At 59.4% G+C, this 25,893-nt stretch carries 21 protein-coding genes; 12 read left to right on the forward strand and 9 right to left on the reverse strand.

Annotated elements, in window-relative coordinates; translation table 11 throughout:
- Window positions 1–41: 41 nt before the first annotated feature.
- From F617_RS0118830 to F617_RS0118855, 6 genes are read left to right on the forward strand one after another with little or no spacing between them, the layout of a single operon-like run.
- Complete coding sequence (locus F617_RS0118830; protein ID WP_026330943.1) at window positions 42–845, forward strand: SDR family NAD(P)-dependent oxidoreductase; 804 nt, start codon at window positions 42–44, stop codon at window positions 843–845.
- A gap of 1 nt (window position 846) precedes the next feature.
- Window positions 847–1,710, forward strand: coding sequence for an IclR family transcriptional regulator (locus F617_RS0118835; RefSeq protein ID WP_019566323.1), 864 nt, complete (start codon window positions 847–849; stop codon window positions 1,708–1,710).
- Window positions 1,707–2,876 carry an acetyl-CoA acetyltransferase gene (locus F617_RS0118840; RefSeq protein ID WP_003517520.1) on the forward strand — a complete coding sequence of 390 codons (1,170 nt, stop codon included), beginning with the start codon at window positions 1,707–1,709 and terminating at the stop codon, window positions 2,874–2,876. The genes F617_RS0118835 and F617_RS0118840 overlap by 4 nt, the downstream gene beginning before the upstream one ends.
- A complete protein-coding gene (locus F617_RS0118845; protein WP_019566324.1) occupies window positions 2,873–4,513 on the forward strand; it encodes an acyl-CoA synthetase in 1,641 nt (546 codons plus the stop codon). The genes F617_RS0118840 and F617_RS0118845 overlap by 4 nt, the downstream gene beginning before the upstream one ends.
- A gap of 31 nt (window positions 4,514–4,544) precedes the next feature.
- Window positions 4,545–5,324 carry an SDR family NAD(P)-dependent oxidoreductase gene (locus F617_RS0118850; RefSeq protein WP_019566325.1) on the forward strand — a complete coding sequence of 260 codons (780 nt, stop codon included), beginning with the start codon at window positions 4,545–4,547 and terminating at the stop codon, window positions 5,322–5,324.
- The gene (locus F617_RS0118855; RefSeq protein WP_019566326.1) at window positions 5,321–6,214 is read left to right on the forward strand and encodes a DUF296 domain-containing protein; all 894 of its coding nucleotides are present in this window, start codon (window positions 5,321–5,323) and stop codon (window positions 6,212–6,214) included. The genes F617_RS0118850 and F617_RS0118855 overlap by 4 nt, the downstream gene beginning before the upstream one ends.
- A gap of 38 nt (window positions 6,215–6,252) precedes the next feature.
- On the opposite strand, the gene F617_RS0118860 is transcribed toward F617_RS0118855, so the two are convergent.
- Together F617_RS0118860 and F617_RS0118865 are read right to left on the reverse strand one after the other, a co-directional pair.
- Entirely contained in the window at window positions 6,253–6,660 is a 408-nt protein-coding gene (locus F617_RS0118860) for a PPC domain-containing DNA-binding protein (protein WP_019566327.1), read from the reverse strand.
- Window positions 6,647–7,213 (reverse strand): hypothetical protein, encoded by a 567-nt coding sequence (locus F617_RS0118865; protein ID WP_026330944.1) that lies wholly within the window; start codon window positions 7,211–7,213, stop codon window positions 6,647–6,649. The genes F617_RS0118860 and F617_RS0118865 overlap by 14 nt, the downstream gene beginning before the upstream one ends.
- 160 nt (window positions 7,214–7,373) lie before the next feature.
- Between F617_RS0118865 and F617_RS0118870 the strand changes: the two genes are divergently transcribed.
- Window positions 7,374–7,892 carry an Lrp/AsnC family transcriptional regulator gene (locus F617_RS0118870; protein WP_019566329.1) on the forward strand — a complete coding sequence of 173 codons (519 nt, stop codon included), beginning with the start codon at window positions 7,374–7,376 and terminating at the stop codon, window positions 7,890–7,892.
- A gap of 155 nt (window positions 7,893–8,047) precedes the next feature.
- On the opposite strand, the gene F617_RS0118875 is transcribed toward F617_RS0118870, so the two are convergent.
- Window positions 8,048–9,631, reverse strand: coding sequence for a hydantoinase B/oxoprolinase family protein (locus tag F617_RS0118875; RefSeq protein WP_245260827.1), 1,584 nt, complete (start codon window positions 9,629–9,631; stop codon window positions 8,048–8,050).
- Window positions 9,632–9,633: 2 nt separating this feature from the next.
- Entirely contained in the window at window positions 9,634–11,727 is a 2,094-nt protein-coding gene (locus F617_RS0118880; protein WP_019566331.1) for a hydantoinase/oxoprolinase family protein, read from the reverse strand.
- A gap of 160 nt (window positions 11,728–11,887) precedes the next feature.
- Between F617_RS0118880 and F617_RS0118885 the strand changes: the two genes are divergently transcribed.
- Window positions 11,888–12,562: a TetR/AcrR family transcriptional regulator gene (locus F617_RS0118885; protein WP_019566332.1), complete on the forward strand. Its 675-nt coding sequence runs from the start codon at window positions 11,888–11,890 to the stop codon at window positions 12,560–12,562.
- Here the strand turns inward: F617_RS0118885 and F617_RS0118890 are convergent.
- The 3 genes from F617_RS0118890 to F617_RS0118900 form a co-directional block, all read right to left on the reverse strand.
- On the reverse strand, window positions 12,535–13,299 hold the full coding sequence (locus tag F617_RS0118890) for an IclR family transcriptional regulator (RefSeq protein WP_013761249.1): 765 nt from the start codon (window positions 13,297–13,299) through the stop codon (window positions 12,535–12,537). The two genes, F617_RS0118885 and F617_RS0118890, sit on opposite strands and share 28 nt — an antisense overlap.
- 169 nt (window positions 13,300–13,468) lie before the next feature.
- Window positions 13,469–15,121: a hydantoinase B/oxoprolinase family protein gene (locus F617_RS0118895; RefSeq protein ID WP_233283667.1), complete on the reverse strand. Its 1,653-nt coding sequence runs from the start codon at window positions 15,119–15,121 to the stop codon at window positions 13,469–13,471.
- The gene (locus F617_RS0118900) at window positions 15,118–17,169 is read right to left on the reverse strand and encodes a hydantoinase/oxoprolinase family protein (RefSeq protein ID WP_026330945.1); all 2,052 of its coding nucleotides are present in this window, start codon (window positions 17,167–17,169) and stop codon (window positions 15,118–15,120) included. The genes F617_RS0118895 and F617_RS0118900 overlap by 4 nt, the downstream gene beginning before the upstream one ends.
- A 476-nt stretch (window positions 17,170–17,645) precedes the next feature.
- Between F617_RS0118900 and F617_RS0118905 the strand changes: the two genes are divergently transcribed.
- The 4 genes from F617_RS0118905 to F617_RS0118920 all read left to right on the forward strand — a co-directional run bounded on the left by F617_RS0118905 (window position 17,646) and on the right by F617_RS0118920 (window position 22,929).
- Window positions 17,646–19,175, forward strand: coding sequence for an ABC transporter substrate-binding protein (locus tag F617_RS0118905; protein ID WP_019566334.1), 1,530 nt, complete (start codon window positions 17,646–17,648; stop codon window positions 19,173–19,175).
- Window positions 19,176–19,301: 126 nt separating this feature from the next.
- The gene (locus F617_RS0118910; protein ID WP_013761253.1) at window positions 19,302–20,249 is read left to right on the forward strand and encodes an ABC transporter permease; all 948 of its coding nucleotides are present in this window, start codon (window positions 19,302–19,304) and stop codon (window positions 20,247–20,249) included.
- Window positions 20,246–21,088, forward strand: a complete 843-nt coding sequence (locus tag F617_RS0118915; RefSeq protein ID WP_013761254.1) for an ABC transporter permease — start codon at window positions 20,246–20,248, stop codon at window positions 21,086–21,088. The genes F617_RS0118910 and F617_RS0118915 overlap by 4 nt, the downstream gene beginning before the upstream one ends.
- Window positions 21,089–21,105: 17 nt before the next feature.
- On the forward strand, window positions 21,106–22,929 hold the full coding sequence (locus F617_RS0118920) for an ABC transporter ATP-binding protein (protein WP_026330946.1): 1,824 nt from the start codon (window positions 21,106–21,108) through the stop codon (window positions 22,927–22,929).
- Window positions 22,930–23,099: 170 nt separating this feature from the next.
- On the opposite strand, the gene F617_RS0118925 is transcribed toward F617_RS0118920, so the two are convergent.
- Complete coding sequence (locus tag F617_RS0118925) at window positions 23,100–24,428, reverse strand: FAD-binding oxidoreductase (RefSeq protein ID WP_019566336.1); 1,329 nt, start codon at window positions 24,426–24,428, stop codon at window positions 23,100–23,102.
- Window positions 24,429–24,431: 3 nt separating this feature from the next.
- On the reverse strand, window positions 24,432–25,892 hold the full coding sequence (locus F617_RS0118930) for an aspartate ammonia-lyase (RefSeq protein ID WP_026330947.1): 1,461 nt from the start codon (window positions 25,890–25,892) through the stop codon (window positions 24,432–24,434).
- Between the last annotated feature and the right edge of the window lies 1 nt (window position 25,893).

Here is a 25,893-nt window from a genome sequence, read left to right on the forward strand (position 1 = left end):
GGCCAACCCGACTATGTCTGACGATTGGAATGGAGACTGCTTTGACAGGTCGCCTGACGGGAAAACGCGCGCTTGTGTTTGGCGCAGGATCATCGGGGCCGGGTTTTGGCAACGGCAAGGCTGCGGCCGTGCAATTTGCCCGCGAAGGCGCGCGCGTAGCCTGTGTCGACCTCTCCGCTGACGCAGCCGAAGAGACGGCTGAGATCATTCGCGGAGAAGGCTTGGAGGCGATTGCGGTTGCCGCCGATGTCACTGAACTACAGTCCGTATCGGCCACCGTTGCCCGCACCTGCGAGGCCTTTGGTGGCATAGATATTCTGCACAATAATGTCGGCGTGACCCATATGGGCGGGCCGGTTGAGCTGGATGAGGAAAGCTTTCGCGCCTCGGTCGATCTCAATATCGGCTCCGTTTATCGCACCTCCAAGGCTGTGTTGCCGGTGATGTTGGCGCAGGGCGGCGGGGCCATCGTCAATATCTCGTCGCTCGCCTCCATTCGCTGGACCGGCTATCCCTATTTTGCCTATTACGCCATGAAGGCAGCTGTAAATCAGGCGACTGTGGCGCTGGCCATGCAATATGCCCGGCAGGGCATTCGCGCCAATTGCATTCTTCCGGGAATGATCGACACCCCACTGATCTACAAGCAGATCAGCAATCAATATGCGTCTGTCGAGGAGATGGTGGCGGCGCGCAATGCGGCTGTCCCGGTGGGCCGCATGGGCGATGCCTTCGATATTGCCCGCGCCGCCGTTTTTCTCGCATCTGATGAGGCTAAGTTCATCACCGGCGTCTGTTTGCCGGTCGATGGCGGGCAAAGCTGTGCGGTGGGGGCGTTTTCCTGAGATGGCAACAACAACAACGATCCCGGTTGAAAAAGATCTGACGGGCGCGCGCGCGGTGGACCGGGCTCTGGCGCTGCTCTCCATGGTCGGGAGGCACGCGGAACGCGGCGTGGCGCTTTCGGTCATCGTGACAGAAAGCGGACTGAACAAACCCACGGCCCGCCGCCTGCTGCTGGCTCTGATCCGCGCCGGGCTTGTGGAGCAGGATGAGGAAACGCGGCGTTATTACCTCGGCGAAGAAACCTATGTGCTCGGCAGCCTGTCATCGCGCCGGTTTGGCCTTCTTCAAATGGCGCAGGACGGCCTGACGCGCATTTCCCGCCGCTCGGAGGATTCGAGCTTCCTTTCCGTACGCCGTGATACATTTGCCCTGTGCCTTTACCGCGAAGAAGGCACCTGGCCGGTGCGCACCCATGCGCTTCAGGCCGGTTTCGAACACCCCTTGGGTATTGGCGCGGGTTCGCTCGCCATGCTGGCGGCTCTGCCGGACGCCGAGGTGGAAAGTATCATTGCGGCCAATAGCGGGCTGATTGCCGCTAATTATCCCGGCATCACGCTTGAGGGCCTGCGCCGTGATGTCGAGTTGACGAGAGCCAATGGCTATTCGCTCAACCCCGGCCTGATCCTTTCTAATTCCTGGGGTATTGGCGTTGCCATCCGCGCGCCTGATGGCGTGGTGGTAGGAGCGCTGAGCATTGCCGCTGTGGACAGCCGCATGCGGCCGGAGCGCCAGCCGGAACTGGCAGCGCTGCTGCGCGAGGAAGTAACCCGCATCGAGACCCGCATCGCAGAAATGATGGCCAGCCGCGCCCGCACGCGCGGTGAAGGCGACATGAAACGGCAAACGAGGAGAACGAGCAAATGAGCAAAGCGCAGATCGTCGGCTGGGCGCATTCGCCTTTCGGCAAGTCGGCCCTTGAAAATACCGAGCAACTGATGGCTTCGGTCGTGGCGCCGGCTATAGACCATGCGGGCGTCGATGTCAGCGATATCGATGGCATTTTCGTCGGCGTGATGAACAATGGCTTCTCGAAACAGGATTTTCAGGGTGCTCTGGTAGCGATGGGCGATGAGCGCCTCGCCTATACGCCGGCGGTGCGTTTCGAAAATGCCTGCTCAACAGGATCGGCCGCCCTCTACAGCGCCATGGATTTCATCGAAGCCGGGCGCGGCCGCATCGCACTCGTTGTCGGCGCCGAAAAAATGACGGCGCTGCCGACCGCAGAGGTGGGCGAGATCCTGCTCTCCGCCTGTTACCGTGCGGAGGAGGCCAATATTCCCGGCGGGTTTGCCGGCCAGTTCGGCCGCATCGCACAGGCATATTTTCAACGTTATGGCGACCGCTCGGAAGAGCTGGCGATGATTGCCGCAAAGAACCACGCCAATGGCGCGGTCAATCCCTATGCACATATGCGCAAGGATTTCGGCTTCGATTTCTGCAATACGGTTTCGGACAAGAACCCCTACGTCGCAGGCCCGCTGCGCCGCACCGACTGCTCGCTGATTTCTGATGGCGCTGCCGCGATCATTTTGGCCGACGAGGAAACGGCAGCGACACTCAACCGCGCCATCGGTTTCCGGGGCCGCAAGCATGTCAACGACATCATGGCATTGAGCCGTCGCGATCCGTTGGCATTCGAAGGCGCGCGCCGCGCCTGGGCCGGCTCGCTGGAACTTGCCGGCGCAACGCTCGACGACCTCTCTTTCGTTGAAACGCACGACTGCTTCACCATTGCCGAACTTATCGAATATGAGGCCATGGGGCTTGCGAAGCCCGGTGAAGGATATCGCGTTGTCCAGGATGGAACGGCGCTGAAGACCGGACGTCTGCCAATCAACCCATCGGGTGGATTGAAATCGAAAGGTCATCCCGTCGGAGCGACCGGCGTTTCCATGCATGTCATGGCGGCGATGCAATTGATGGGCGAGGCAGGCGACATGCAAATTCCCAATGCCTCGCTGGCTGGCGTGTTCAACATGGGTGGCACGGCGGTTGCCAATTACGTCTCGATCATGGAGCGTGTGAAATGACGACGCAAAGTGCCGTGCAGCATCCCGCGGGCGGGGTTGCGCCCTCCACCACGCGGGTGATGAACCTCTCGCATTTCCTGACGCAGGCGGCACGCCACAACCCGGACCATATCGGTTTCGTCTGGGGTGAAAAGACTTGGAGCTGGGCTCAAATGGAAGCCCGCGTCGACGCCATGGCCCATGCGCTGGAGACTGAATTCGGCGTCAGAAAGGGGGACCGCATTCTGGTGCAGTCCTCAAACAACAACCAGATGTTCGAATCCATGTTCGCATGCTTCCGCGTGGGTGCGGTGTGGGTGCCGACCAATTACCGTCAATCGCCCGATGAAGTTGCCTATCTGGCGAAGGCCAGCGGCGCACGCGGCATGATTTGCGCCAGTGCTTTTCCCGATCATGCAAAAGCCAGCCATGAGGCAAGCACTATCGATTTCAGCATCGCCATCGGTACGGCTGAGTTCGGTGAGGATTACGATGCCATCGTGGCCCGTCATATGGGGCACAAAGTCAAAAGTCAGGCAGTGGATCGGGATGACCCGTGTTGGTTCTTCTTCACCTCAGGCACCACCGGCCGGCCCAAGGCTGCAGTGCTTACCCATGGCCAGATGGCGTTCGTCATCACCAACCATCTCTGCGATCTGATGCCCGGCACTGGACCGGACGACGCCTCCATCGTCGTTGCCCCGCTTTCACACGGTGCGGGCATTCACCAGCTGGTGCAGGTGGCGCATGGCGCGAAAACCGTGCTTCCGGCGGCGGAAAAGCTCGATGTGCCCGCCGTCTGGGCGCTGATCGAAAAATGGCGTATCACCAACGCCTTCACTGTACCGACCATCCTTAAAATGCTCGTCGAAGACCCCTCTGTGGATCGTTTCGACCACTCCTCGCTGCGCTATGTCATCTATGCCGGCGCGCCGATGTATCGCGCGGACCAGAAACGGGCGCTTGCAAAGCTTGGCCCGGTGCTGGTGCAATATTTCGGCCTGGGTGAAGTCACCGGGAACATCACCGTGCTGCCGCCTTCTTTTCATAACGCCGAGGACGGTCCGGAAACGCGCATCGGCACCTGCGGCTTCGACCGCACCGGCATGGAAGTGCAGATCCAGAACGATGCTGGCGAGGAGGTTGGCGCAGGCGAAACCGGCGAAATTTGTGTAATCGGTCCCGCCGTTTTCGCCGGCTACTACGATAATCCCGAGGCCAATGCCAAAGCCTTCCGCAATGGCTGGTTCCGCACGGGCGACCTTGGTCATCGCGATGAGAACGGCTTCCTCTACATCACCGGGCGCGCCTCCGACATGTATATTTCCGGCGGCTCGAACATCTATCCGCGTGAAATCGAGGAAAAAATCCTCATGCATCCTGACATCAGCGAGACTGCGGTTCTGGGTGTGCCGGACGCGGTGTGGGGCGAGGTCGGTGTGGCCGTTTGCGTGGCCCGCGAGGGCGCGGATATCGCCGCTATTGATCTGAAGGCCTATCTGGAAGGCAAGATGGCCCGCTACAAGCTGCCGAAATCAGTGGTGTTCTGGGATGCCATGCCGAAATCCGCCTACGGCAAGATCACCAAGAAAATGATCCGCGAGGAACTGGAGAAACGCGGTCAGATGCCGGCTTTCGAAGAAAAGCGGACAGGCTGACAGGCGTGACATTCAATCGGGAGGAGACGGTATGACACAAGAGAAAACAGGGACAAAAGGGGCCGTCGCGATCACCGGCGGTGCATCCGGCATCGGTTTCTCCACTGCGCAGCTCCTGATGGCGCGCGGCTGGCAGCCATGGTTGCTGGATCTCAAGCGCGAGGCGCTGGATATAGCCTGCGAAACACTCGGTATCGATCTCTCGCGCGGCATCGTCTGCAACGTTGCGGACGAGGCATCGATAGAGATGGCTTTCGCCACCCTGACCGCGGGAGATTCCGATCATGCGGTTGATCTGGTCGCCGTCGTCAACAGCGCCGGCATCGGTATCGACAAACTGTCCGTCGACACAAGCGTCGAAGAATTTCGCCGCATCGTTGATATCAATCTCGTCGGCAGCTTCGCGGTAGCGCGCACTGCCGCACGTTACTGGCTGGAGCGCGATCTTGCCGGCTCGATCGTGAATATCAGCTCTGTTTCCGGCATGTGTGGAAATCGTGGCCGCAGTGCCTATGGCGCTTCGAAAGGCGGCGTCAATCTTCTGACGATGGTAATGGCAAACGAGCTGGGGCAATCGGGCATTCGTGTCAACGCGATTGCGCCCGGTCCGGTCGATACCCCCCTCACCCAGGCGGTTCACACTGAAAATGTTCGCGACCAATGGCATAGCCGCGTTCCGATGCATCGCTATGGCAGGACGGACGAGATCGCCTCTGCCGTGGCTTTCCTCGTGTCGGATGACGCAAGCTACATCAACGGACAGGTGCTCGCCGTGGATGGGGGCTTCATTACCGCGGGGCTTGCGGTATGACGGAGACAGGCACGCAAGAGCTTCCCCGCCACATCGTCCATCCCGGACCGATAACGCCTGAACGCTTTCGCGCCGTCGGCTGCCATGCCTATCCTGTTACGCTGACGGTCCGGTCCGGCGTAAGCGCCAATGAAGCGATTGCCGATGCCTTTGCGGAGTTGGGGTTCGAAGGTGGTTACGTCAGACTGAAGAACGTACCGATGAAACGGTTGCATTATGTCATGCCGGCAGCCGCACCGGATGACGCACATGCCGCATGGTATAGCGAAACCTTTTCCATGCCGGGTGGCACAATCATCGATGCCGGCCTGCATATGGGCCGGCGTGATAGCGCGCCGTTTCTGCATTGCCATGGTTCATGGAAGAGTGCCGACGGCGTAGTCTCCATGGGGCATCTGCTGCCTTTCGAGACCGAATTTGCTGTAGAAACAAAGCTTGAGGCTCTGGCGCTGGATGGAGCGATCCTCGATGTGCAAAAGGATGAGGAAACCAATTTCCCACTTTTTACACCCATCGGCCAGCAGCGCCGCCAGAAGGGTTCGGGTCTTCGGGCACTTTTGTGCACAGTGCGCCCCAATACCGATATATGCACGGCACTCGAAGAGGTCTCTACCCAGTTTGGTCTGCGAGAAGCCGAAGTCAATGGAATTGGCAGCCTGGTCGGTGCGGATTATGACGACGGAACAATCCTCACTGCCTACGCGAGCGAAATCCTCATAAACAAGGGCCGTATCGGCACGGCCGCGTCGGGAGACCGACAAGCAATGCTGGATATTGCGATGGTGGACCTCACCACACATATCAGCGGCGGGCGGCTGGTGCGCGGCAAGAACCCGGTCTGCGTTACTTTCGAGCTACTTCTGACCGAAAGACAGGGGCGCGCCGCATGAGTTGCGCTGAGCAACTCACCGGCCCGCCTTACTACAACTCACGCCGCCTGCGGCTTTTCCGCAGGCAACCACTCTTCCAGCGTCACTTCAAAAGTCATGCAAACCGGGTTAGCTCCGGCGATGAAGGGACCGCCATAAACCGAACCTTCGGTATCGGCGACGACACCGGTCAGCGAGGCGCGCAGCGAGCCGTCGGGCTGGGCACGCACTTCGCCGGCAATGGAGACGATTTCCACGGCGGGACCGCATATTTGCAAGAACGCGCCGCTGCGGGTGCCGAGACAGGCATCGACCAGACTGCCCAGCGCGCCGCGCACAAAGGCATTTCTGAAACCTTCGGCAAGGCACAGTTTTTCGACACCGAGAACAAGGTCTTCATTGGGTGCGATTCGGGCATAGGCCACACGCCCCATGGATCCGATTTCGACAGTGTTATGCGTGTTCATCGGCGCGCTCCGTACGGTTCCTGGGTTGAAGAAGGGGAATGTTGGTTTCAGGGTCGAAGGACTGCTGCAGCACGAAACTGTCTAGCGACGTCACCAGGGCGGAAACGCCGCTCTCGCCAACAATACAGGATTCAGTCAGCAGATGGCCGCCCCTGACCACACCTGCCGCGGTGCGCATGGCGGCATGGCAATGAACAATCGGCTCGCCCTTCATGCTGCGCCCGAGCGTAGCATTGCCGAAGACAAGCCAGGCCGCACCGGCGTCGATGGGTTTCGTATAGGCAATGACCGCCTTGCCGGAAGGGTCGGGCGGAGCGACGCAATAGGACAATATGTCGAAATAGCCGCCAAGAATGGTGAGCGAGGCATTCTCAATGCCGTTTTCGAAAAGCGGCTGCACGATTCCATCGTAAAGACTGCGGCCCGCCGCAATGAACAGCCGCACGTGGCGCGCGGATGGCGAGTGCAGGCTGTTGATGCGCACCGGCGAGGAAATGCCGGGATGGATCAACGTTCTCGGCCTTGGAAAATGATGCTGTTCTACGGGTGCCACGCCTGCTCCTCCCTGCTGCCTGTACCTTGCAGTACGGTACTTAAAAATCAGCGGAAGGTGCTTTCGAATGCCAGCGCCAAACCGCCCGTCGGAAAACATTTCTTTCGCAGTCTGCCGCAGTGACGGCAGATTTTTGCAACGTATTGTGTGGAGACAGGGGATGACGAAACCGCTGGACAGAATTGACCGCAAGATATTGCGCACCCTGCTGGAGAACGGCAGGTTGAGCAATGCGGAGCTTTCGGAAAAGGTGGGGTTGTCGCCCAGTCCCTGCTGGCAGCGTGTCAAGCGGCTGGAAGACGAAGGGGTCATTCGCGGCTATACCGCCATTCTCGATCAGGCCAAGCTTGGACTGAGCGAAACTGTTATCATCGAGGTGATGCTGGAGCGCCACGACGACGAGGTTCTGGAACGCTTCGGAGAAGCGATGGCCGCTCTTCCGGAGGTGCTGGAAGCCTATTTGACGACAGGCGAATATGATTATCTCATCAAGGTGGCGGTGGCAGGAACCGCAGGCTACGAGCAGTTTCTGCGCCGGAAGCTCTACAAGATCGAGGGTGTACGCCACTCCCGATCCTGTTTCGCACTTAAATGCCTCAAACACACATTATCAGTCGTACCCGATCCCGAACCTCCATCAATGGAAGCGACTGGCCCCGGCCGCGTGCCGGCAAGATAGCGGCAGCGGATTGATGGTAAAAAGGTAGTAGTCGCGTTTGCGCCCCCCTTCCTTCCTCAGCTGGTGGCTGAACCGACTTGAAATTGTCGTTTCGGGGCAATGGCGTGCCGCAGAAGATCGCAGATGTCCAAGGTATGCGGGAGACTCTAGCGTCTCTATTCGATCTGAACCGGAACCCTCCCCCAGCCGCCGCCGCCGGGCGTTTCCACGACGACCGTTTCTCCAGACGAAAGCGTTACCGAGCCTTTCCCGGCTAGCGGTGTCGCAATGCCGGCCGCATCGATGACCGAGTTTTGTCCCGTCGCGCCAGCATCACCGCCATGCAGACCGTAAGGACCAGTGATCCGACGGTCCGATTGAAGTGAAACACGCGCCTCGTGATCCACCGCTGTAATGGCGCGTATCAGGCCTTCGCCGCCGGCATGGTGCCCCGTCCCGCCCGATCCCTGGCGCAGCTCATAACGTTCGATACGCAGTGGATAGCTGATTTCAAGCGCCTCGATCGGGGTGTTGAGCGTGTTCGACATATTTGCGTGCACGCCATGCATGCCAGCACCATAGGGACGGCCGCCCTGCCCCCCGCCAATCGTCTCGATATAGGTATAGGGCCTTCCGCTTCGGGGATCACGTCCACCAATGCCGATCAGGTTCATCGTCCCCTGACTGGCGGCGGCGATGCGATCGGGCGCGATAAGCGCAAAGGCGCGCAGTACCGTGTCTGCCACGCGTTGCGTGGTTTCAGTATTGCCCGCGCAGACGGCGGCCGGCGGCTGGGCATCGAGGAAACAGCCCTGCGGAATGTGAATTTCGACTGGACGCAACACGCCGGCATTTGGCGGAAGCGTTGCGTCGGTCAGTATCTTGATGGCGTAGAACACAGCCGAGTGTGTCATCGGCTTGACCGCATTGACATTGCCACGCCGCTGCGGCGCGGTTCCTGCAAAATCGAATACCAGACGGTCGGGCGCAACATCGACGGCAACCTTGATCAGGACTTTCTCCGGGCTTGATCCATCGTCATCCAGCCAGTCTTCGGCCTCGTAGCGGCCGGGCGGCAACTCAGCGAGGCGCTTCAGCATGCGCCGCTCGGAATAGTCAAGAATGGCCGACAGGCCCTGTTTAAGCCCATCGACACCGAAACGCCCCACCATTTCCTGCAGGCGGGTCTCCCCGATCCTGAGAGCCGCCAACTGGGCATTGAGATCACCGCGCCTCTCTTCCGGCGTGCGCACATTGGCAAGCACCATGCGCATGATACCGGCCTGTTCCGCACCTCCGTCGTAAAGCAGGACTGGCGGAATGATCAGGCCCTCTTGGAAGATCTCTGTTGAGCTGCCGGGCATCGAACCGGGCTCCATGCCTCCGACATCCGAATGGTGCGCGCGGCTTGCCACGTGCGCAACGAGTTCACCTGCGGCGAAAACCGGAGCTATCAACGTGATGTCGGGCAGATGCGCGCCGGCAACGAAAGGATCGTTGACGATGACGACATCGCCTTCCTTGAGCGGTGGCAACTGTGCAAGTGTCGGCGCAACGGCCCTCAGCATGGAACCAAGATGCACCGGTACGTGCTCGGCCTGCGCGACCAGCTCCGCATTCGCGTTGAAGATTGCGCAGGATGCGTCCATGCGTTCTTTAATGTTGGGCGAAAAGGCAGTGCATTTCAGCACGACGCCCATTTCCTGCGCGGTTGCTTCCAGGGCATTTCGCAGAACTTCGAGACGGATCGGATCAAACATGGTCATTCTGCTACCTCAACGATCAGACTGCCTGATTTGTGAACCGTGAGACGGTCGGCAGGATAAAGAACGGTGGTCGAAGAAACTTCCTCGATAATGGCGGGGCCGAATATCATGTTGCCAGCCTTGAGCTTTTCCCGGGCGTAGACCGCCGCCTTATAGAACGCGCCACGCGCGCCGGTATCCCCAGGCTCGTAATAGACCGGGCGTTCGCCGGTCCGGGCATCGTCGTCGGGCACAGGGCCTCCGTCGTCGAGTTCGGGAAGCACCGGCGTTTTGATGCGGCCGATACCTGTGACGCCGAAGCCGGCGATCTCGATTGCGGCGTTTTCGTCAGCATGACCGAAGCGGGCCCGGTGCGCGGCGTGAAACCGGCGAGGAAGGTCGGCCCACCAACAGGGTTCGCCGGGATTCACCGTCACTGACAGTTCAAACGACTGGCCCTGATAGCGCATGTCGATGCGTATTTCCACGTCGCGCCGGTCCGGCGCGACGCCATCATGATCGAGATGGCCGTCGGCGCGGTCAGTCAGGCGCTTGATGCGCAAAGCCGCTTCAGATTCGCCATTGGCGGCATAGGGGACGACGTGTGTTTCGACGAAATCGTGGCGCAGGTCTGAAATCAGCTGTCCCAGCGCACAGAGAATGCCAGGGGTCGGCGGCACCATTACACGCGGCATCTTGAGTTCGCGGGCTACGGGACTGCCATGCATCGGTCCCGCACCGCCGAATGGCACAAGCGCGAAATCACGTGGATCATAACCACGTTCCACGGAAACAACGCGGATGCCCCGAACAATGTTGGCATGGGCTACGCGCAATATTCCTGCCGCCGCCTCATAGACATCAAGACCAAGCGGTTGTGCAATGACATCGTTGATGGCTTTGTGCGCCCCATCCAGATCAAGTGTCATCGAACCGCCCAGACGCGATTGCGGCGAGAACCGCCCCAGCACAAGATTGGCATCGGTGACTGTCGGCAACGTTCCACCGCGACGATAACAAACGGGGCCCGGCACCGCCTCGGCGCTCATCGGCCCCGCACGCAACGCCCCACCGTCATCAATCCAGGCAATGGAACCACCGCCCGCACCGATAGCATTAATATCGATAACCGGCAGGCGGATCGGCACGGTTTCGAGACTGGCCGAACGGGTAATTTCCGGCCGTCCAGCCCGGATGAGACTGATATCCGTGGACGTTCCACCAATGTCCATGGTGATGATATCGGGAATACCTGCCAGCATAGCCACATGCGCGCTGGCGACCACACCACCGGCGGGGCCGGATAGAACGGTATGGACGGGCTTGAGGCGCGCTCCTTCGAGGCTCATCAGTCCACCGGCCGCATCCATCACCATAACCGGACGGTCGCGGCCAAGGCCCAGCCCTTCCTTCTCATCCTGCAACATACCGGAGAGCGAAGACAGATAACGGTCCATGACCGGACGAAGATAGGCATTGAGCACCGCTGTCGAGCCGCGCTCGTATTCGCGGAATTCAGCATTCACCTCGACCGAAGCGGAAATTGCCACATCTGGGAGGACTTCAGCCAGAATATCGCGCGCTCGCAACTCATGGGAGGGATTGGCGTAAGAGTGGAGAAAAAGGATGGCGACGGCCTCGACGCCAGCCGCCTTCATCGCTTCACCAGCCGCGCACACATCGGCCTCGTCGAGCGGCTGCAACTCTTCACCTGTCGGCAGAATACGGCCCCGCGCCGTAAAACAAAGTTCGCGCGGCACCAACGGTTCAGGCTTCACTCTGGTCAGATCGAACAGCGTCGGACGGTTCTGGCGGCCGATTTCAAGGACATCGCGAAAGCCGTGATTGGTGAGAAATGCCGTCTTTGCGCCATTGCGCTGAATCACGGCATTGGTTGCCGTTGTCATGCCATGGCCGACATAAGCAACATCCGCACCGCTCGCGCCCTGTAGGCCCAGGGCGTTTCGCAGGCCTTCAAGCGTGCCGAGCGCACGGTTGACCGGCGTGGTCGATACCTTCGAGACGGTTATGGTTCTCGTCGTCTCGTCATAGGCAATGCTGTCGGTGAAAGTTCCGCCGACGTCGGATGCGACACGTATATGCGGGGTCATAACTGCCTCTTGTGTAACAGTAACGTTGTCGTTACAAAAAACAGAAGCGATGGGAGCTGTAAAGAGGTGTTGGCGACAACGCTGCAAAATTCGTTCCCTGCCGAAGAGAGGACAAGACGAGACAAAGATGATATTCACCGGCCACGGAAGGACGACATGAATGAACGACAGGCCGCAGGCAACAAAGGTGAAGGAAAAGCCGCCAGGATCACACGCGGCGCGCACCTCGCGCACCCGCAAGGCCATTCTTGTGGCTGCGGCAGGCGAATTCGTTGCCCACGGTCTGGAAGGTGCAAATATCGAGGCCATCGCCCATTCGGCTGGCGTTAACAAGGCACTTGTCTATCGGCATTTTTCCCGCAAGGAAGTGTTGTTCCGGCATGTGCTGGAAGACGCTTACCGGGCGATGCGCGATGCAGAGGAATCGCTGGCGATGCCTTCGGATCCGGTTGCTGCGCTCGACCGGCTTGTGGAGTTCACCTTTGACTACTACCGGAACAATCAGGGCTTCCTGACGCTTGTCGGCATTGAGAACCTGCACGGTGGCGAGAACATCCGCGAATCGGAGCCCGAAACGGTATATGCGGGAAATATTTCCCGGATGGTGGCGGGCATTCTGGAGCGTGGCGTCACAGCTGGCGTGTTTCGCCCTCGGTTGGACCCTGTCGAGTTATGGCTGTCAATCTCGAATCTGTGCTGGGCCACGGTCTCCACGGCACACACCATCCGCTTTACCTTCGGGCGGGATGTTCTTGCTGAACCGGCGCGCACCGCGCGCCTTGCCCATATCCAGGAAATGATCCGGCGTTACGCGTTGAGGCCGGACCACTTGTAGGGCAGTGCTTCAGACATCAGCGCGACGCAGCGCTGTGCCTCGTCATCCGAAACGCTGTTGGCCAGCGCAAGCAGAGAAACCCCGGTTTCGCCATAACGATTGTCACCGGGCGCGGGCGCAAAGGAAAGCGTCCAGACCTCGTACCCCGCCGCCTTGCGCGTGCCGATCACATAGCCTTTTTCGAGAAACATCTCGATCTCGGCGCGGATGGTATCCGTTTCGATCTGCCATTGTTCGTAATGCGGGGCGTTGATTTCGAGGATGCGTTCGCGGGATTCCCTGTCCAGCCGCGCCATCATGCAAACCCCGGCATGGCCGATACCAAGCGGCAGACGCCCGCCCACGCCCGATAGCAAGGGTTGGACCGGCGCCGCGCTGAGCTGGAAATCGAGGCAAACGGATTCGAAACCCGACCGCGCCATGAGAAAACTTGATATGTTTGTGCCGGCGGTGATGGAAATAAGCGCCGGACGGAAGAGATCGACCAGATCACCAATACCTGGCACGCGCTGCGCCAGCGCATAAATCGCGCTACCCAGCCTGTAGTTGCCGCGCCGACCGCTCTGCTCAACAAAACCGTAATGAGACAGTCCCGTCAGAGCCCGATGCACCGCCGATTTAGCATCACCTATCCCATCTGCGATTTCAGCAAGGCTCATGCCGCCGACACCCGCATTGCCTAGCGCCAGAAGAATTTCCGCACCGCGTTCGACATTGCTGGACGATTGCTTTGCCATGCTGTCCCCTGGGTTTCGGTGAATATATCATTCATTAAAATCCGATAATTGGAACTGGATTAGGCAATATGGCATGGGTAGTCAAGCGGGTTAAAAAATTGGAACCTCAAGCCGCTCGCCCAAAAAAGACCCGGCTCCCTATGGAGGGAAACCGGGCCAGCTTGGGAAATCAGAGCCCGTAAACGGATTTGGCCGCTTCGGAGGAAATGCGTCCGTCACGGACGTCGGCTGCAATGGATGCCGGGTCGCGCATGGAGGGCTCGCCATATCCGCCGGCACCGGGCGTTACGATCTCGAGAATGTCACCCTTGAAGATGTCGCCGGCACCATTCACCAGCCGCTCGGGCGCACCGAGAATGGTAAAGGAGCCAAGACCACCTGCAAGGCCACCATCCAGACCCCAGGGGCGCGAGACGAAGCGGGAGCCACCGATGGAGACCCGGCAATCTGCTTCTGCGCGATACACGCGGCGAAGACCCATGCCACCCCTGAACTGTCCGCCACCACCGGAACCGTCGACCAATTCATAGGCAACCAGCGTTAGCGGATACTCGGTTTCAAGCGATTCCAGTGGCAGGTTGGACGTATTGGTCATGTGGACATGCACGCCGTCCAGACCATCCTTGTTATGCCGCGCCCCGAAGCCGCCACCGATAGTTTCGAGATAGACCCAGAGGCTGCCGTCCGCGCGCGTACCAGAGAAGCTCGCAACCGCGACAGATCCGTTGCAGGCCGCGGTGACGCGGTGCGGAACCACCTTCGCGAGTGCGCCATGGATGAGATCGACCACGCGCTGGCATGCGGCAATGCGGCCATCGACTGCGGCCGGGTGAGCGCAATTGAGCAATGTGCCCTTTTTCGCCGTCACATGGATGGGCCGGGCCAGACCGGCATTCGGCAGGACGGTTGGATCAACAACGGTCTTCACCGCATAATAGACTGTGGAGAGGAGAGCGGTATAGACCACGTTCAGACCCGCGCGAACCTGCGGCGGGCTGACGAAATCAAGATGCATCTCGTCACCCTTGACTGTAATTGTCACCGAAAATTCGAGCTCGTCCCGCAGCGATTCCGCATCGAACATATCCGAAAAGCTGTAGGTGCCATCCGGAATGGAAGCGATGCCGGCGCGCATCTTGCGTTCGGCATAGTCCATCAGTTCGCGACCAGCAGCGAGAACCGTTCCGGTGGAATACTTGTCGCAGAGTTCCTTGAGGCGCGTCACGCCAAGGCGGTTCGCTGCCATCTGGGCGCGCAGGTCCGACATTCGCTCATGCGGCACCTGGCAGTTCAGGAGAAACAGCTTCTGGATGTCTTCCTGAAGAATGCCCTTTCGATAGAGGCGAACCGGGGGAATGCGCAGGCCTTCCTGATATATGTGGGCATGGCCGCGATCTGCGAAGTCGGAATGGTGCGCTGTATTGATCGCCCAGGCGATCAACTTGCCGTCCTGGAAAATCGGCTCCGCCAGAACGATATCCGGCAGATGGGTGCCGCCACCCTCATAGGCGTCGTTGCCGATAAACACGTCGCCGGGAGCAAGACTATCCGCGCCCACATGCTCCAGAATATAGGGAATAAAGCCGATAAACGAGCCGAGATGCATCGGGATATGTTCTGCCTGGCAAAGCATTGCCCCCCTGGCGTCGAACAGTGCCGTCGAGCAATCGCGGCGTTCCTTGATATTGGTGGAATAGCTGGCACGAACGAGCGCCTCTCCCATTTCCTCGACGGTGGAGGCAAATGCGCTGCCGATGACCTCGACAGTTATCGGATTGAGTGCTGCAGCAGTGTTCTGTGCGATGGCTGCATTCGTCATCATTTTCCCTCCACGATGAGGTTGAGATAGGCATCGACCGTGGCGACATATCCAGGCGGCAGAACCGTGGTCGAATCCATCTGGTCGATAATGGCAGGACCGGCGACGACGTTACCGGGTTTCAGCAGATCGCGGTTATAGAGCGACGCTGCAGTAAAACCGCCGGCTTCGGCCATCCAGACATCACGCTTGCCGGAGATCGCAGCAGAGGAATCCTCGCCCTCGATCTCGCGGGCCTTGAACGCTGCTTTTTCGACGACGCCGCTTGCGACCAAACGATAGGTAACAAGCTGCACCGGCTCACCTTCGGCGATGAAGCCATAGAGCTGGCGATGCGCCTGCTCGAAACGCTCCTTGACGAGGCGGAAGGTTTCCTCGGTGATCGGGCCTTCCGGCAAGGCGACTGCGATCTCGTAATTCTGGCCGGCGTAGCGGCAATCGACGGTGCGGGTGACAACGCGGGCGGCTGGTGCGATTTTCTCACGCTCGAACCAGGCATTGGCTTGAGCAGAAAGGCCATCATACAGCGTGGAGATCGTTCCCGACGCCACCTGGTCGAGGCGATGCAGGACAGTCGCCGAGAAGTCCGTTCTTAGATCCGTCATCAAAAGGCCAAGAGCGCATAAGACGCCCGGCGTCTTCGGCACGACGATGCGCTTCATGCCCAGCTCACGGGCCAGACGCACGGCATGCACCGGACCCGCTCCGCCGAAGGCGACCAGCGCGTAGTCACGCGGATCATGGCCACGCTGGACGGAAATCACGCGAATGGCCTTGGCCATGTTGGCCGTCACGATGTCGAGAATGCCGTTCGCGGTTTCCAGAACGCCCATATCGAGCTTTTCCGCAAGCCGCTCGACGGCCTTTACCGACAGCGAACGGTCAATCTTCATTCGGCCGTTGAGCAGATATTCCGGGTTCTGTGTCTGAAGTACGACATTGGCGTCAGTGACCGTGGGCTCGTCATTGCCAAGGCCGTAGCAGGCCGGACCAGGATTGGCGCCTGCAGAACGTGGACCGACTTTCAGGTGATTGCCGGAATCGATATAGGCGATCGAGCCACCACCGGCCCCGACCGTGTGTATATCGAGCATCGGAGCCTTGATCGGATAACCGTGGACCACCGACTCGTTCACCACTCGGCACTGACCATCAGCAAGCAGTGCAACGTCAGAGCTGGTACCGCCCATGTCAAACGTGATGAGGTTGTCGATGCCGGTCATGCGACCAACCGCCTGGGCAGCGACAACACCGGTCGAGGGACCGGACAGAACCGTGCGTACCGGCATTTCGGCAGCAGCATCAAAGCCGATAACGCCGCCATTCGACTGGGTGAGCTGCGGCGCAACCGTGATGCCGAGATCGGTGAGCTTGCCGGACAGCGCTTTCACATAACCCTGCATGACGGGGCCAAGATAGGCATTGACGACCGTGGTCGACAATCGCTCGAACTCACGGAATTCCGGCGCGATACGGTGTGACAGCGAATGGAAGGCTTCAGGAAACTCATCTTCCAGAATGCGGGCCGCGATCTTCTCATGCTCGGCGTGCATGAAAGAATATAGGAAATTGACTGCGACCGCCTTTACGCCATCGGCCTTCAGAGCCCGCACCGCTTCGCGCAATGCAGTCTCGTCCAGTGGTGTTTCAACAGTGCCAGTGGCCAAAACACGCTCTTCAATACCGAAGCGCAGGTGACGCTCGACCAGAAGTTCAGGCTTATCTGCCTGGAGATCATAGAGGTCCGGGCGTTTCTGACGGCCGATTTCCAGCAGATCGCGGAAACCACCGGTCGTCAGAAGCCCTGTTTTTGCGCCACGACCCTGAATGAGCGCGTTTGTGGCAACCGTTGTACCGTGACCGACATAAGAAACGTCCTCGGCCTTGATGCCCACGCGCTCGATGCCATCGGCCACACCCTGCGTGATCCCGCGCGAAGGGTCATCCGGTGTCGATGAAACCTTCCAGATCACCACCTCGCCCGTCTCATCCTCAAACAGACAAACGTCGGTAAAAGTACCACCGGAATCCACGCCAATCCGCCATGCCATGGCTCGCTCCTTCTTCTGGATGTCATAAGGCAACGCCTCATCTGGAGGTCGTGCGACACTGCCTTGATTGCATGCGCCGCCCGCAGCGAAAGCCAAGCCTTCGGCCCCGGAGAAACGGCTGCCGGGCAATCCGGGCCAGTTGTTCAGACCCTATGATCGGCTTCATTCCCTTGTCAATCTCAATTCCATTATTACGACCAGATTATTTCTGATATTCCTATAATTCGATTATAAGCCAAAATTACGCCGGAGATTGAAAAATTTGCGATCTTATTCCGTTATTTGACACAAGGATTTCCCAATGAATTAATTAATGGAATTTCGCTTGACACCCGGAAAAGGCTCTCTTTATTGTTTTCGATATCGACGGGACCAGATCACGCCCACCGGGACCGACACTTTTCCGGAAAGGTGGCGCGCCGAAATCGTCCACGCCGGCTGGCAAGCATGTATCAACACATAATGGGGAACTAACCATGATACTCGATCGCCGTACCCTTCTGAAATTGACCGCCGCTTCAGGTGCCGCATTTGCCATCGGAGCGTCCAGATCCTTTGCGCAGGCCTCTTCCGACACATTGCGCATCGGCCTTTCCACCTATCCCGCTCATCTGAAACCGTGGGTGAATGTCGGCTATGCCGGCCAACTCGTTTCTTCGCTGATCAACCGTTTCCTCATGGCCTACACGCCAGAAGGCAAACTTGTGGGTGAACTGGCCGAAAGCTTCGACAGAGACGGCGACCGCGCCTGGGTGATCAAGCTGAAGGATGTTAAATTCTCCGACGGCCAGCCCGTCACGTCGGCCGACATCGAATGGAATATCGAGAAGATCAAGGCGGAGGGCTCCGGCGCCTATACCCGTGATGCGATGCTCGAAGTCGAGAAGGTCGAGATTGTCGATGACCGCACCTTCAAGCTCCTGACGAAATCACCGAACGCGGCGCTGCCGGCGCTCTTCGCCAATCCCTTCCTGCAGATTATCGCCAAGGGTTCGACCGACAAACAGGACCATGGCATAGGCGCAGGCCCGTTCACGCTGGCCAATGCAGAAAAGGGCGTAGGCCTCGATTTCGAAGCCTCCGCGCATTACTTCAAGGACGGCTTGCCGCATTTCAAGAAGGTTCGTGTCACCGCCTACGCCGACGAAAACCTACGTGTTGCAGCGATCACTGCGGGCGATGTCGATGTGATCGATTACGTTCCGTGGAGCGCAATGGACCAGCTCGACAAGGACGCCAGTGTTGCGCTTGAGACAGCTGCCACAGGCGCTTTCATGTTCCTGTCGTTCAACGGAGCTGGTGCATTCAAGGACCAGCGCCTGCGGCGCGCCGTTTCCCTCGCCATTCGCCGCGAAGAGATCGTCAAGGGCGTGTTCTTTGGGCGCGGTGCGGTTCTAGAAGGCGTGCCGCGCTCGTCCGCGACTCCGTTCTACAACGCCGAACTCGCCAAGGGGCAAAGCTACGACCCCGACCGCGCCAAGGCGCTGATTAAGGAGGCCGGAGCAGAAGGTGTGACCGTCAATTTGCTCTCGACCGCGCAGTACGGCATGCACCGCGATACCGCCGTCATCGTCCAGGGCCATCTGGCTGAAGTCGGCATCAACGTGACACTGACGATGCCCGACTGGTCCACCCGCGTTACCATGGGTAACCGTGGCCAGGGCGATTTCGCCATTCAGGGTCTCGGCCTCGACACCTTCGATCCGGATGCGACAAGCGCCCTCATTGACCCGACGCTGTCGCCTACCTTCTTCCGCTCACGCAATTTCGAGGTTCCAGGCCTGACCGAGCTGCTCGCCAAGGGCCGTGCGGAGTTCGACCTGGAAAAGCGCAAGGCGATATATGCCGAAGTCGACAAGCTCGTCATCGAATACACGCCTTTTTGCGGTCTTTCCTACCGCGCCACCGGCTTTGCCCACCTGAAGCGCGTCAACAATTTCCATATGCTTCCGGACCAGATTTCTCCCTTCTCCGGTCGCCTTTTCGACGAGCTTTCGCTGTCGTAACATCTGGAATTAGCCCGGTCGGCACTCGCCTGTCCGGGCACCCGTTTCTCATCTTCCGTGCGGAAGAGGCCTGAAAGGCAAGTATTTTCAGGCTGACGTTGCACGGCTGACTGCCGGAGGGTCTTCATGTTCTGGTTCCTGCAGCGAATTGCCATTTCTCTGGCGCTGCTCTGGGTCGTTACCAGCCTCGTCTTTCTTTCCATTTATATGGTGCCAGGCGATCCGGCTGAACTGCTGCTTTCAGGAGAAGGTTCGACGCCCGACGCGGCTTCGGTTGCGCAGTTGCGCAACGATCTGGGCCTCGACCGGCCGATACTGACGCAATATGTCGATCGGATGTCCGGCCTCATTCGCTTTGATCTTGGCAACTCGATGATCGACGGTTCACCGGTCGCACCCGAAATTGCCAAACGCCTGCCGCGTACACTTGAGCTGATCGCAGCCGCCGCGATCCTCAGTTTGATCATCGGCTTACCGGTCGGCGTTGTCGCAGCCTTGCGACAGGGCGGCAGTTTCGATCGCGTCTCGAATTTTCTTGCCGGTTTTGCCCAGGGCATCCCCGTTTTCGTCGCCGGTACATTGATAATTCTGGTCTTTGCCCAGATGTGGAAGCTGGTGCCAGCCGGTGGATACGTCAATATTTCAGACGACCCCGGCAAGCATCTGATCCTGCTGGCAATGCCCGCTTTCGCCATAGCGCTCGGTCTTGCGGCGATCGTCGTGCGCATCGCGCGTGCCTCAGTGCTCGATGTTCTGCCGCTGGATTATGTCCGAACCGCACGCGCCAAGGGTCTGCCGCAACGGCGCATCATTGCCCGCCACGTGCTGCGCAACGCGCTGATGCCGGTCATCACGGTCTTCGCGCTCAATCTTGGCGGCCTGTTCGGCGGCACGGTGCTGGTGGAATATGTCTTCAACTGGCCGGGCTTGTCCGGCATGCTGGTCAGCGCCGTCAATTCCCGTGACTACCCCACAGTTACTGCGGTCATACTGGTCATTTCGGCCCTGTTCATCACGCTCAACCTCATCGTCGATATTGTCTACGGTGTCACCGATCCGAGGATTCGCAAATGACGCGCTCGCTTCGTCTCGTCTGGCCGCTGCTGCTCGCGCTCATCGCACTGATATGCCTGCTTGCTCCAGTACTGCCCCTGTCAGATCCCCTGAAGATGACCATGGGTCAGCGGTTCGCCGGGCCATCTCCAGCTTTCCCGCTCGGGCAGGATGAAATGGGCCGCGACATTCTCTCCCGGCTGGTCTTCGGCATCCGTATCTCGCTGTTTATCGCCCTCTCGACCTCCATCCTTTCTGGCGTCATCGGTACCGCATTCGGCATTATCGGCGGTTACATGCGAGGTTTTCCAGAAATCCTGACGCTCAGGGCCATGGATGTCGTGCTCTGTTTCCCCCCGCTTCTCCTCGCCATGCTCGCCGTAACCCTTTATGGGCCAGGCCCGATGACACTGATCCCCGTGCTTGCCGCAGTGTTCGTTCCCGGCTTCACCCGCATCGCCTATGCCAGCGTGCTTACCGTTCGCTCGCAGGATTACGTCGAGGCGGTACAGGCCATGGGTGCCAGTAACATCCGCATCATGTTGAAAACCATTTTGCCCAACATCATGGGACCTCTTCTGGTTCAGGCCAGCTTCGTCACGGCGGCGGCGGTTGTGCTTGAATCGGGCCTGTCCTTCCTTGGTCTCGGCGTCGTCCCTCCCTCGCCCTCACTCGGGCTGATGATCGGAACCGGCCGGGCGGCTATCGCTCATCAGCCCATGCTGCTTGTCTGGCCCTGTCTGGCGCTGGTTGTGATGATCCTCGTGCTCAACGGGGTCTGCGATCTGCTGCGCGACTGGCTCGATCCGCGTTCGGCGGCAGGAGCCGTCCTTGCGGGCGGCGGCAAGAGCGGCGTATGAAACAGGAAAAAGTGACAATGACCGAAACCACGCCTCATCCTGTCCTCTCCATCCGCAATCTCAAGGTCTCATTCCTGCGCGACGGCACGTTGAACCCGGTGGTTCGCGAGCTGAACCTAGACATCCATGCCGGGGAAACACTTGCGATCGTTGGAGAAAGCGGTTCCGGCAAGAGTGTTACGGCACTGTCCGTGATGCAGCTTCTGCCGGAAAAGACGAGCCGCATCGAAGGCTCGATCAAGCTCGACGACGAAGAACTGATCGGCGCTTCCCCTGCTCGCATGCGAGAGATCCGTGGCAACCGGGTGGCGATGATCTTCCAGGAACCGATGACGAGCCTCAATCCGGTACTGACCGTCGGGGAACAGATCGCGGAAGCCCTGATTGCCCATAACGGTATTTCGAAAAGCGTGGCACGGACGGAAACTTTGAAACTGATGGAGAAAGTGCGGATTCCCTCCTCTGCCAAACGTATCGACGATTACCCGCACCAGTTTTCCGGAGGCATGCGCCAGCGCGTGATGATTGCGATAGCACTTGCCTGTCGCCCCGCCCTTCTGATTGCCGACGAACCGACCACGGCGCTTGACGTCACCATTCAGGCGCAGATCCTCGACCTCATCAAAACCCTGCAGGAAGAGGAAGGCACCGCTGTGCTTTTCATCACCCATGACATGGGTGTCGTCGCTGAAATCGCCGACCGTACACTGGTGATGTATCGTGGCGACCAGATTGAGACCGGCACGACACCAGAAGTCTTTGCCAGCCCGCAAAAGCCCTATACGCGCACCCTGCTTTCCGCGGTGCCGCAACTCGGTTCTGCCGGCGAAGATGGCCCCAGTCCTTTCCCGATTATCGACATGGAAACAGGACAGGCACTGCCACAGAATAAGCGGCCCGATACCATCGACGCGGCGAGTGGCAAGCTTCTCGAGGTCAGGAACCTGTCGGCGCGGTTCGAGATGCGATCCGCCTTCACCCGGATGGTGCACTCGCGCGTGCATGCGGTCGAGAATGTCAGCTTTTCGCTGTCGCGAGGTGAAACACTTGCGCTGGTAGGTGAATCGGGCTGCGGAAAATCGACCACTGGCCGCTTGCTGGCCGGGCTTAACCGGCCGCATTCCGGCTCAATCCATATCCACGGCGCGGATGTTGGCTCCTTCACCAGATCGGACCTGTCCCGTCAAGTTCAGATGATTTTTCAGGACCCGTTCGCCAGCCTCAATCCCCGCCTGACAGTTGAAAACGCCATCGCGGAGCCTCTCTTGATCCATGGGTTGGAAACGCCCCGCAATGCCCGAAAGCTTGCGCGTGATCTGCTTGGCGAAGTTGGTCTGGCTGGGGCGATGGCGAGCCGTTATCCGCATGAGTTTTCCGGCGGGCAACGCCAGCGCATTTGCATCGCAAGAGCGCTGGCGCTCCAACCCGAACTCATCATTGCCGATGAGGCGGTTTCGGCACTCGACGTTTCAGTCAAGGCTCAGGTGGTAAACTTGTTACTGGACCTTCAGGAACGACTGAAACTCGGCCTGCTGTTCATTTCCCACGATATGGCAGTTGTCGAGCGCATGAGCCATCGCATAGCTGTAATGTATCTCGGCGAAATCGTTGAGACCGGACCGCGCGAAGCTGTTTTCTCCAATCCGCAACATCCCTATACCCGGCGCTTGCTATCGGCCGTGCCGCTGCCAGATCCCTCACGCAGGCATATGCGGCGCAAATTCGCTGATACAGAGTTGCGCAGCCCAATCCGGCCGAAAACTTTCACGCCGCCACACCGCGAATATCGCGAAGTTACACCCGGCCACATGGTTCAGGTGTGGAATGAGGAGTGGGCCTGATCTGGCCCTGGGCGTCCGTATCAGCCTGGACGACCTGACGGGAAACCTGGCCGTTTTCCGAGCCGTAAGATGTCTGCGAGATGACCGGCGCGGCAAGTATCAACTCGCCTGTAGCACGTCTCGCAGAAGCGGGCCGCGCACCGGACGCTATCTCTTGATCTTTAAAAATCTTACCGCAAATTCTCCAGCGAGCGGTGCAGTCGCCCGAAACGCTCCAGGCGGAACGGCGCCGGATCGACGCATGGCTTGGAGCCTGTCACCAGATCAGCCGTCAGCGCTCCGGCACCGGGGCCGATACCGAACCCATGGCCGGAAAATCCGACGGCCAGATAAAGGCCGGGAATGGCACTGGCAGCAGAGATCACCGGAACGGCATCCGGCGTGACATCCATGAGGCCGCCCCAGGTAGCCGTGATGCGGGCATTTGCAAATGCCGGGAAGGACTTAGACAACTTGTCGATACCTTGGGAAATGAGCTTCGATGACGGAACGGGATCGAGAACGCGGATCTGCTCGAACGGCGTCACAGCGTCACTTTTCCATTGGCGGGGCATCGCCATTTCCCGCAGGAACTGCCCGCCTGTCCGAAAGCGTAATGCCCGCCAGTTTTTAACGAGCGACGGCAGGTAGTCGGCGAACAGACGGAAGCTATCCGGAGTGACGGGCGCGATATCCGCGTTGCGCTGCGCTACCGTAAAGCCGCCATCATGACGGCGACGGAAGGCGAAATCGTTACCGCCCACCGGCATATCCGTCATGCCATCAACACCCGACAGACGCGCGACGCTGCCCAGGATTTTGAGGATCGGAATATCAATTCCCATATTGCCTGCAAAAAGCCTGGACCAGGCGCCCCCCGCCAGCACGACGGAAGAGCAGCGGATTTCGCCATGTTCCGTCACCACACTGCTTACCTTCCCGGCGGAGCGTTCGATTGACCGGACCGCACAGCCCGTGAGGATATGGGCACCCTTTGCGGCAGCACCGCGTGCCATGGCGGGAACCGCCATGAACGGCTCGGCCTTGCAATCGCTCGGAGTGTGCATCACGGCCTTGAACTGCCTGCCCATGCCCGGCACCAGCGCGTGCATTGCCTCACCGCGCACAATGCGCGAGTCGAGACCCACTGAGGCGGCATGTTGGAGCCACTCCTCGTAAAAGGCGACGTCAGCGTCCGTCTCGCACAGATAGGCAATTCCGCACTGGCGCAACCCGGTTTCGGCGCCGACCCGCTCGTTCATGCCTCTCCAGAGCCTCAAGCTTTCCATGGAAAGCGGCAACTCGGCCGGATCACGCCCCATCTGGCGCACCCAGCCCCAGTTCCGGGACGATTGCTCACCAGCGATCAGCCCCTTTTCACAGACGGCAACGCTGATGCCACGCTCGACCAGCGACAACGCTGTCGATACGCCAATGATGCCGCCACCGATAACCACGACATCCACGTGCGCAGGCAGGGTCTTCGACGACAAGACGGCATCAGGGATTATTCTGGACATTTTTTAGCGCCTGTTGAGGGTGGATGTGCGGTTGCGGAAGCTGGCGATCCGTTGCTCGGTCCGGTCCGGGTCTGCGAATGCTGCAACATCGGAAAAAAGCAGGTCGGCCTCCGCTCGCGTCATCAGTCCGCAAGCCTCGGAAGCCTCCTGGACGGACAGGCCGTTGGTGGCCGCATGCTTGGCGACGGCAGATGCCGCCGGATAGCCGTAGATCGCCACCAGTGCTGTCGACAGGGCGAGCGATCCGGATGCATCGCTGAGGCCGCGCTCCGTATTGACGGTTATCCCCGAGATACAATGGGAGACAAAAAGCGGGATCGCGCGTCGCATCAAACGAATGCTTTCGCTGATGGCTTCGAGAATGATCGATTCCCACACATTGAGGTCAAGTTCACCCTCGGCGGCGCGGGTGACTGTGGCATCATTACCGATCACACGGAAGGAGACCTGCATCATCATTTCAGGCATAACCGGATTGACTTTGCCCGGCATGATCGACGAACCCGGCTGCACCGCCGGAAGGGTGACCTCGGCAAGCCCCGCCCGCGGTCCTGATGACATCAGGCGCAGATCGGCCGCAAATTTCGACAGGGTCAGGGCGATTGCTTTCAATGCGGCTGAAATCCTCACCCAATCGTCGGCATTTTGCAGCGCGTCGAAAAAATTCTCCTCCGGCTGATAAGATTTGCCGGTCAGTGCCTGCAATTCTTCGAAGACGAAGCGGCGATAGGCTTGCGAGGCGCCAAAGGCAGTGCCGACGGCAGTGGCGCCAAGCGGCAGCCGCAGACAAACGTCTTCCAGACCAGACATCCCCGCCATCTGTCGCTCAAAGGCGGCTGAATAACCTGAAAACTGCTGACCGAAAGTGACAGGGAGCGCATCCTGCAAGCAGGTTCGACCAAGCTTGACCACGTCGCGAAAGGCATTCTCCTTGACCCGAAGAGCATCGACGAGAGAGCCCAGACCTGCGCGGAGGCCAGCCAGTTCACCCCCAACCGCCATTTTCATTGCCGAGGGAATGACATCGTTAGTGGATTGCGCCATGTTGACATGGGTATTGGCATGAACGGGATCCTGTCCCTTCCTGCCGGTCAGAATTTCACTTGCCCTGTTGGCCAGGACTTCGTTGACATTCATATTGGCCGCAGTACCGCCGCCGCCATGATAGATATCGACAGGAAAATCCTGCCTGCCTGGCATTACAGCGTGTTCGCTCGCAGCCATTTCGATTGCCCCGGCGATCTGCGGATCAAGGTCGCCGGCCCTGCAATTGGCCCGTGCGGCAGCCTGCTTTATGGCAATAATCGCCGGGATGAAGCCTTCGATATCGGCGATCGTCCGGCCGGAAATCGAGAAATTCTCGACCGCGCGCGCCGTCTGGATGCCATAGGCCAGGGCGGCCGGTATCAGCCGTGTTCCGAGCCCATCTTCTTCCAGGCGCATTTCCGCTTGCCCTTCATCCATC

This window comes from Agrobacterium sp. 10MFCol1.1 (genome assembly GCF_000381165.1).
Classification (GTDB): domain Bacteria; phylum Pseudomonadota; class Alphaproteobacteria; order Rhizobiales; family Rhizobiaceae; genus Agrobacterium; species Agrobacterium tumefaciens.

Coding starts and splice junctions, on each gene's coding strand:
- F617_RS0118835 (WP_019566323.1), top strand. CDS start 847: ATGGCAACAACAACAACGATCCCGGTTGAAAAAGATCTGACGGGCGCG.
- F617_RS0118840 (WP_003517520.1), top strand. CDS start 1,707: ATGAGCAAAGCGCAGATCGTCGGCTGGGCGCATTCGCCTTTCGGCAAG.
- F617_RS0118845 (WP_019566324.1), top strand. CDS start 2,873: ATGACGACGCAAAGTGCCGTGCAGCATCCCGCGGGCGGGGTTGCGCCC.
- F617_RS0118850 (WP_019566325.1), top strand. CDS start 4,545: ATGACACAAGAGAAAACAGGGACAAAAGGGGCCGTCGCGATCACCGGC.
- F617_RS0118855 (WP_019566326.1), top strand. CDS start 5,321: ATGACGGAGACAGGCACGCAAGAGCTTCCCCGCCACATCGTCCATCCC.
- F617_RS0118860 (WP_019566327.1), bottom strand. CDS start 6,660: ATGAACACGCATAACACTGTCGAAATCGGATCCATGGGGCGTGTGGCC.
- F617_RS0118870 (WP_019566329.1), top strand. CDS start 7,374: ATGACGAAACCGCTGGACAGAATTGACCGCAAGATATTGCGCACCCTG.
- F617_RS0118875 (WP_245260827.1), bottom strand. CDS start 9,631: ATGTTTGATCCGATCCGTCTCGAAGTTCTGCGAAATGCCCTGGAAGCA.
- F617_RS0118880 (WP_019566331.1), bottom strand. CDS start 11,727: ATGACCCCGCATATACGTGTCGCATCCGACGTCGGCGGAACTTTCACC.
- F617_RS0118885 (WP_019566332.1), top strand. CDS start 11,888: ATGAACGACAGGCCGCAGGCAACAAAGGTGAAGGAAAAGCCGCCAGGA.
- F617_RS0118890 (WP_013761249.1), bottom strand. CDS start 13,299: ATGGCAAAGCAATCGTCCAGCAATGTCGAACGCGGTGCGGAAATTCTT.
- F617_RS0118895 (WP_233283667.1), bottom strand. CDS start 15,121: ATGATGACGAATGCAGCCATCGCACAGAACACTGCTGCAGCACTCAAT.
- F617_RS0118900 (WP_026330945.1), bottom strand. CDS start 17,169: ATGGCATGGCGGATTGGCGTGGATTCCGGTGGTACTTTTACCGACGTT.
- F617_RS0118905 (WP_019566334.1), top strand. CDS start 17,646: ATGATACTCGATCGCCGTACCCTTCTGAAATTGACCGCCGCTTCAGGT.
- F617_RS0118910 (WP_013761253.1), top strand. CDS start 19,302: ATGTTCTGGTTCCTGCAGCGAATTGCCATTTCTCTGGCGCTGCTCTGG.
- F617_RS0118915 (WP_013761254.1), top strand. CDS start 20,246: ATGACGCGCTCGCTTCGTCTCGTCTGGCCGCTGCTGCTCGCGCTCATC.
- F617_RS0118920 (WP_026330946.1), top strand. CDS start 21,106: ATGACCGAAACCACGCCTCATCCTGTCCTCTCCATCCGCAATCTCAAG.
- F617_RS0118925 (WP_019566336.1), bottom strand. CDS start 24,428: ATGTCCAGAATAATCCCTGATGCCGTCTTGTCGTCGAAGACCCTGCCT.
- F617_RS0118930 (WP_026330947.1), bottom strand. CDS start 25,892: ATGGATGAAGGGCAAGCGGAAATGCGCCTGGAAGAAGATGGGCTCGGA.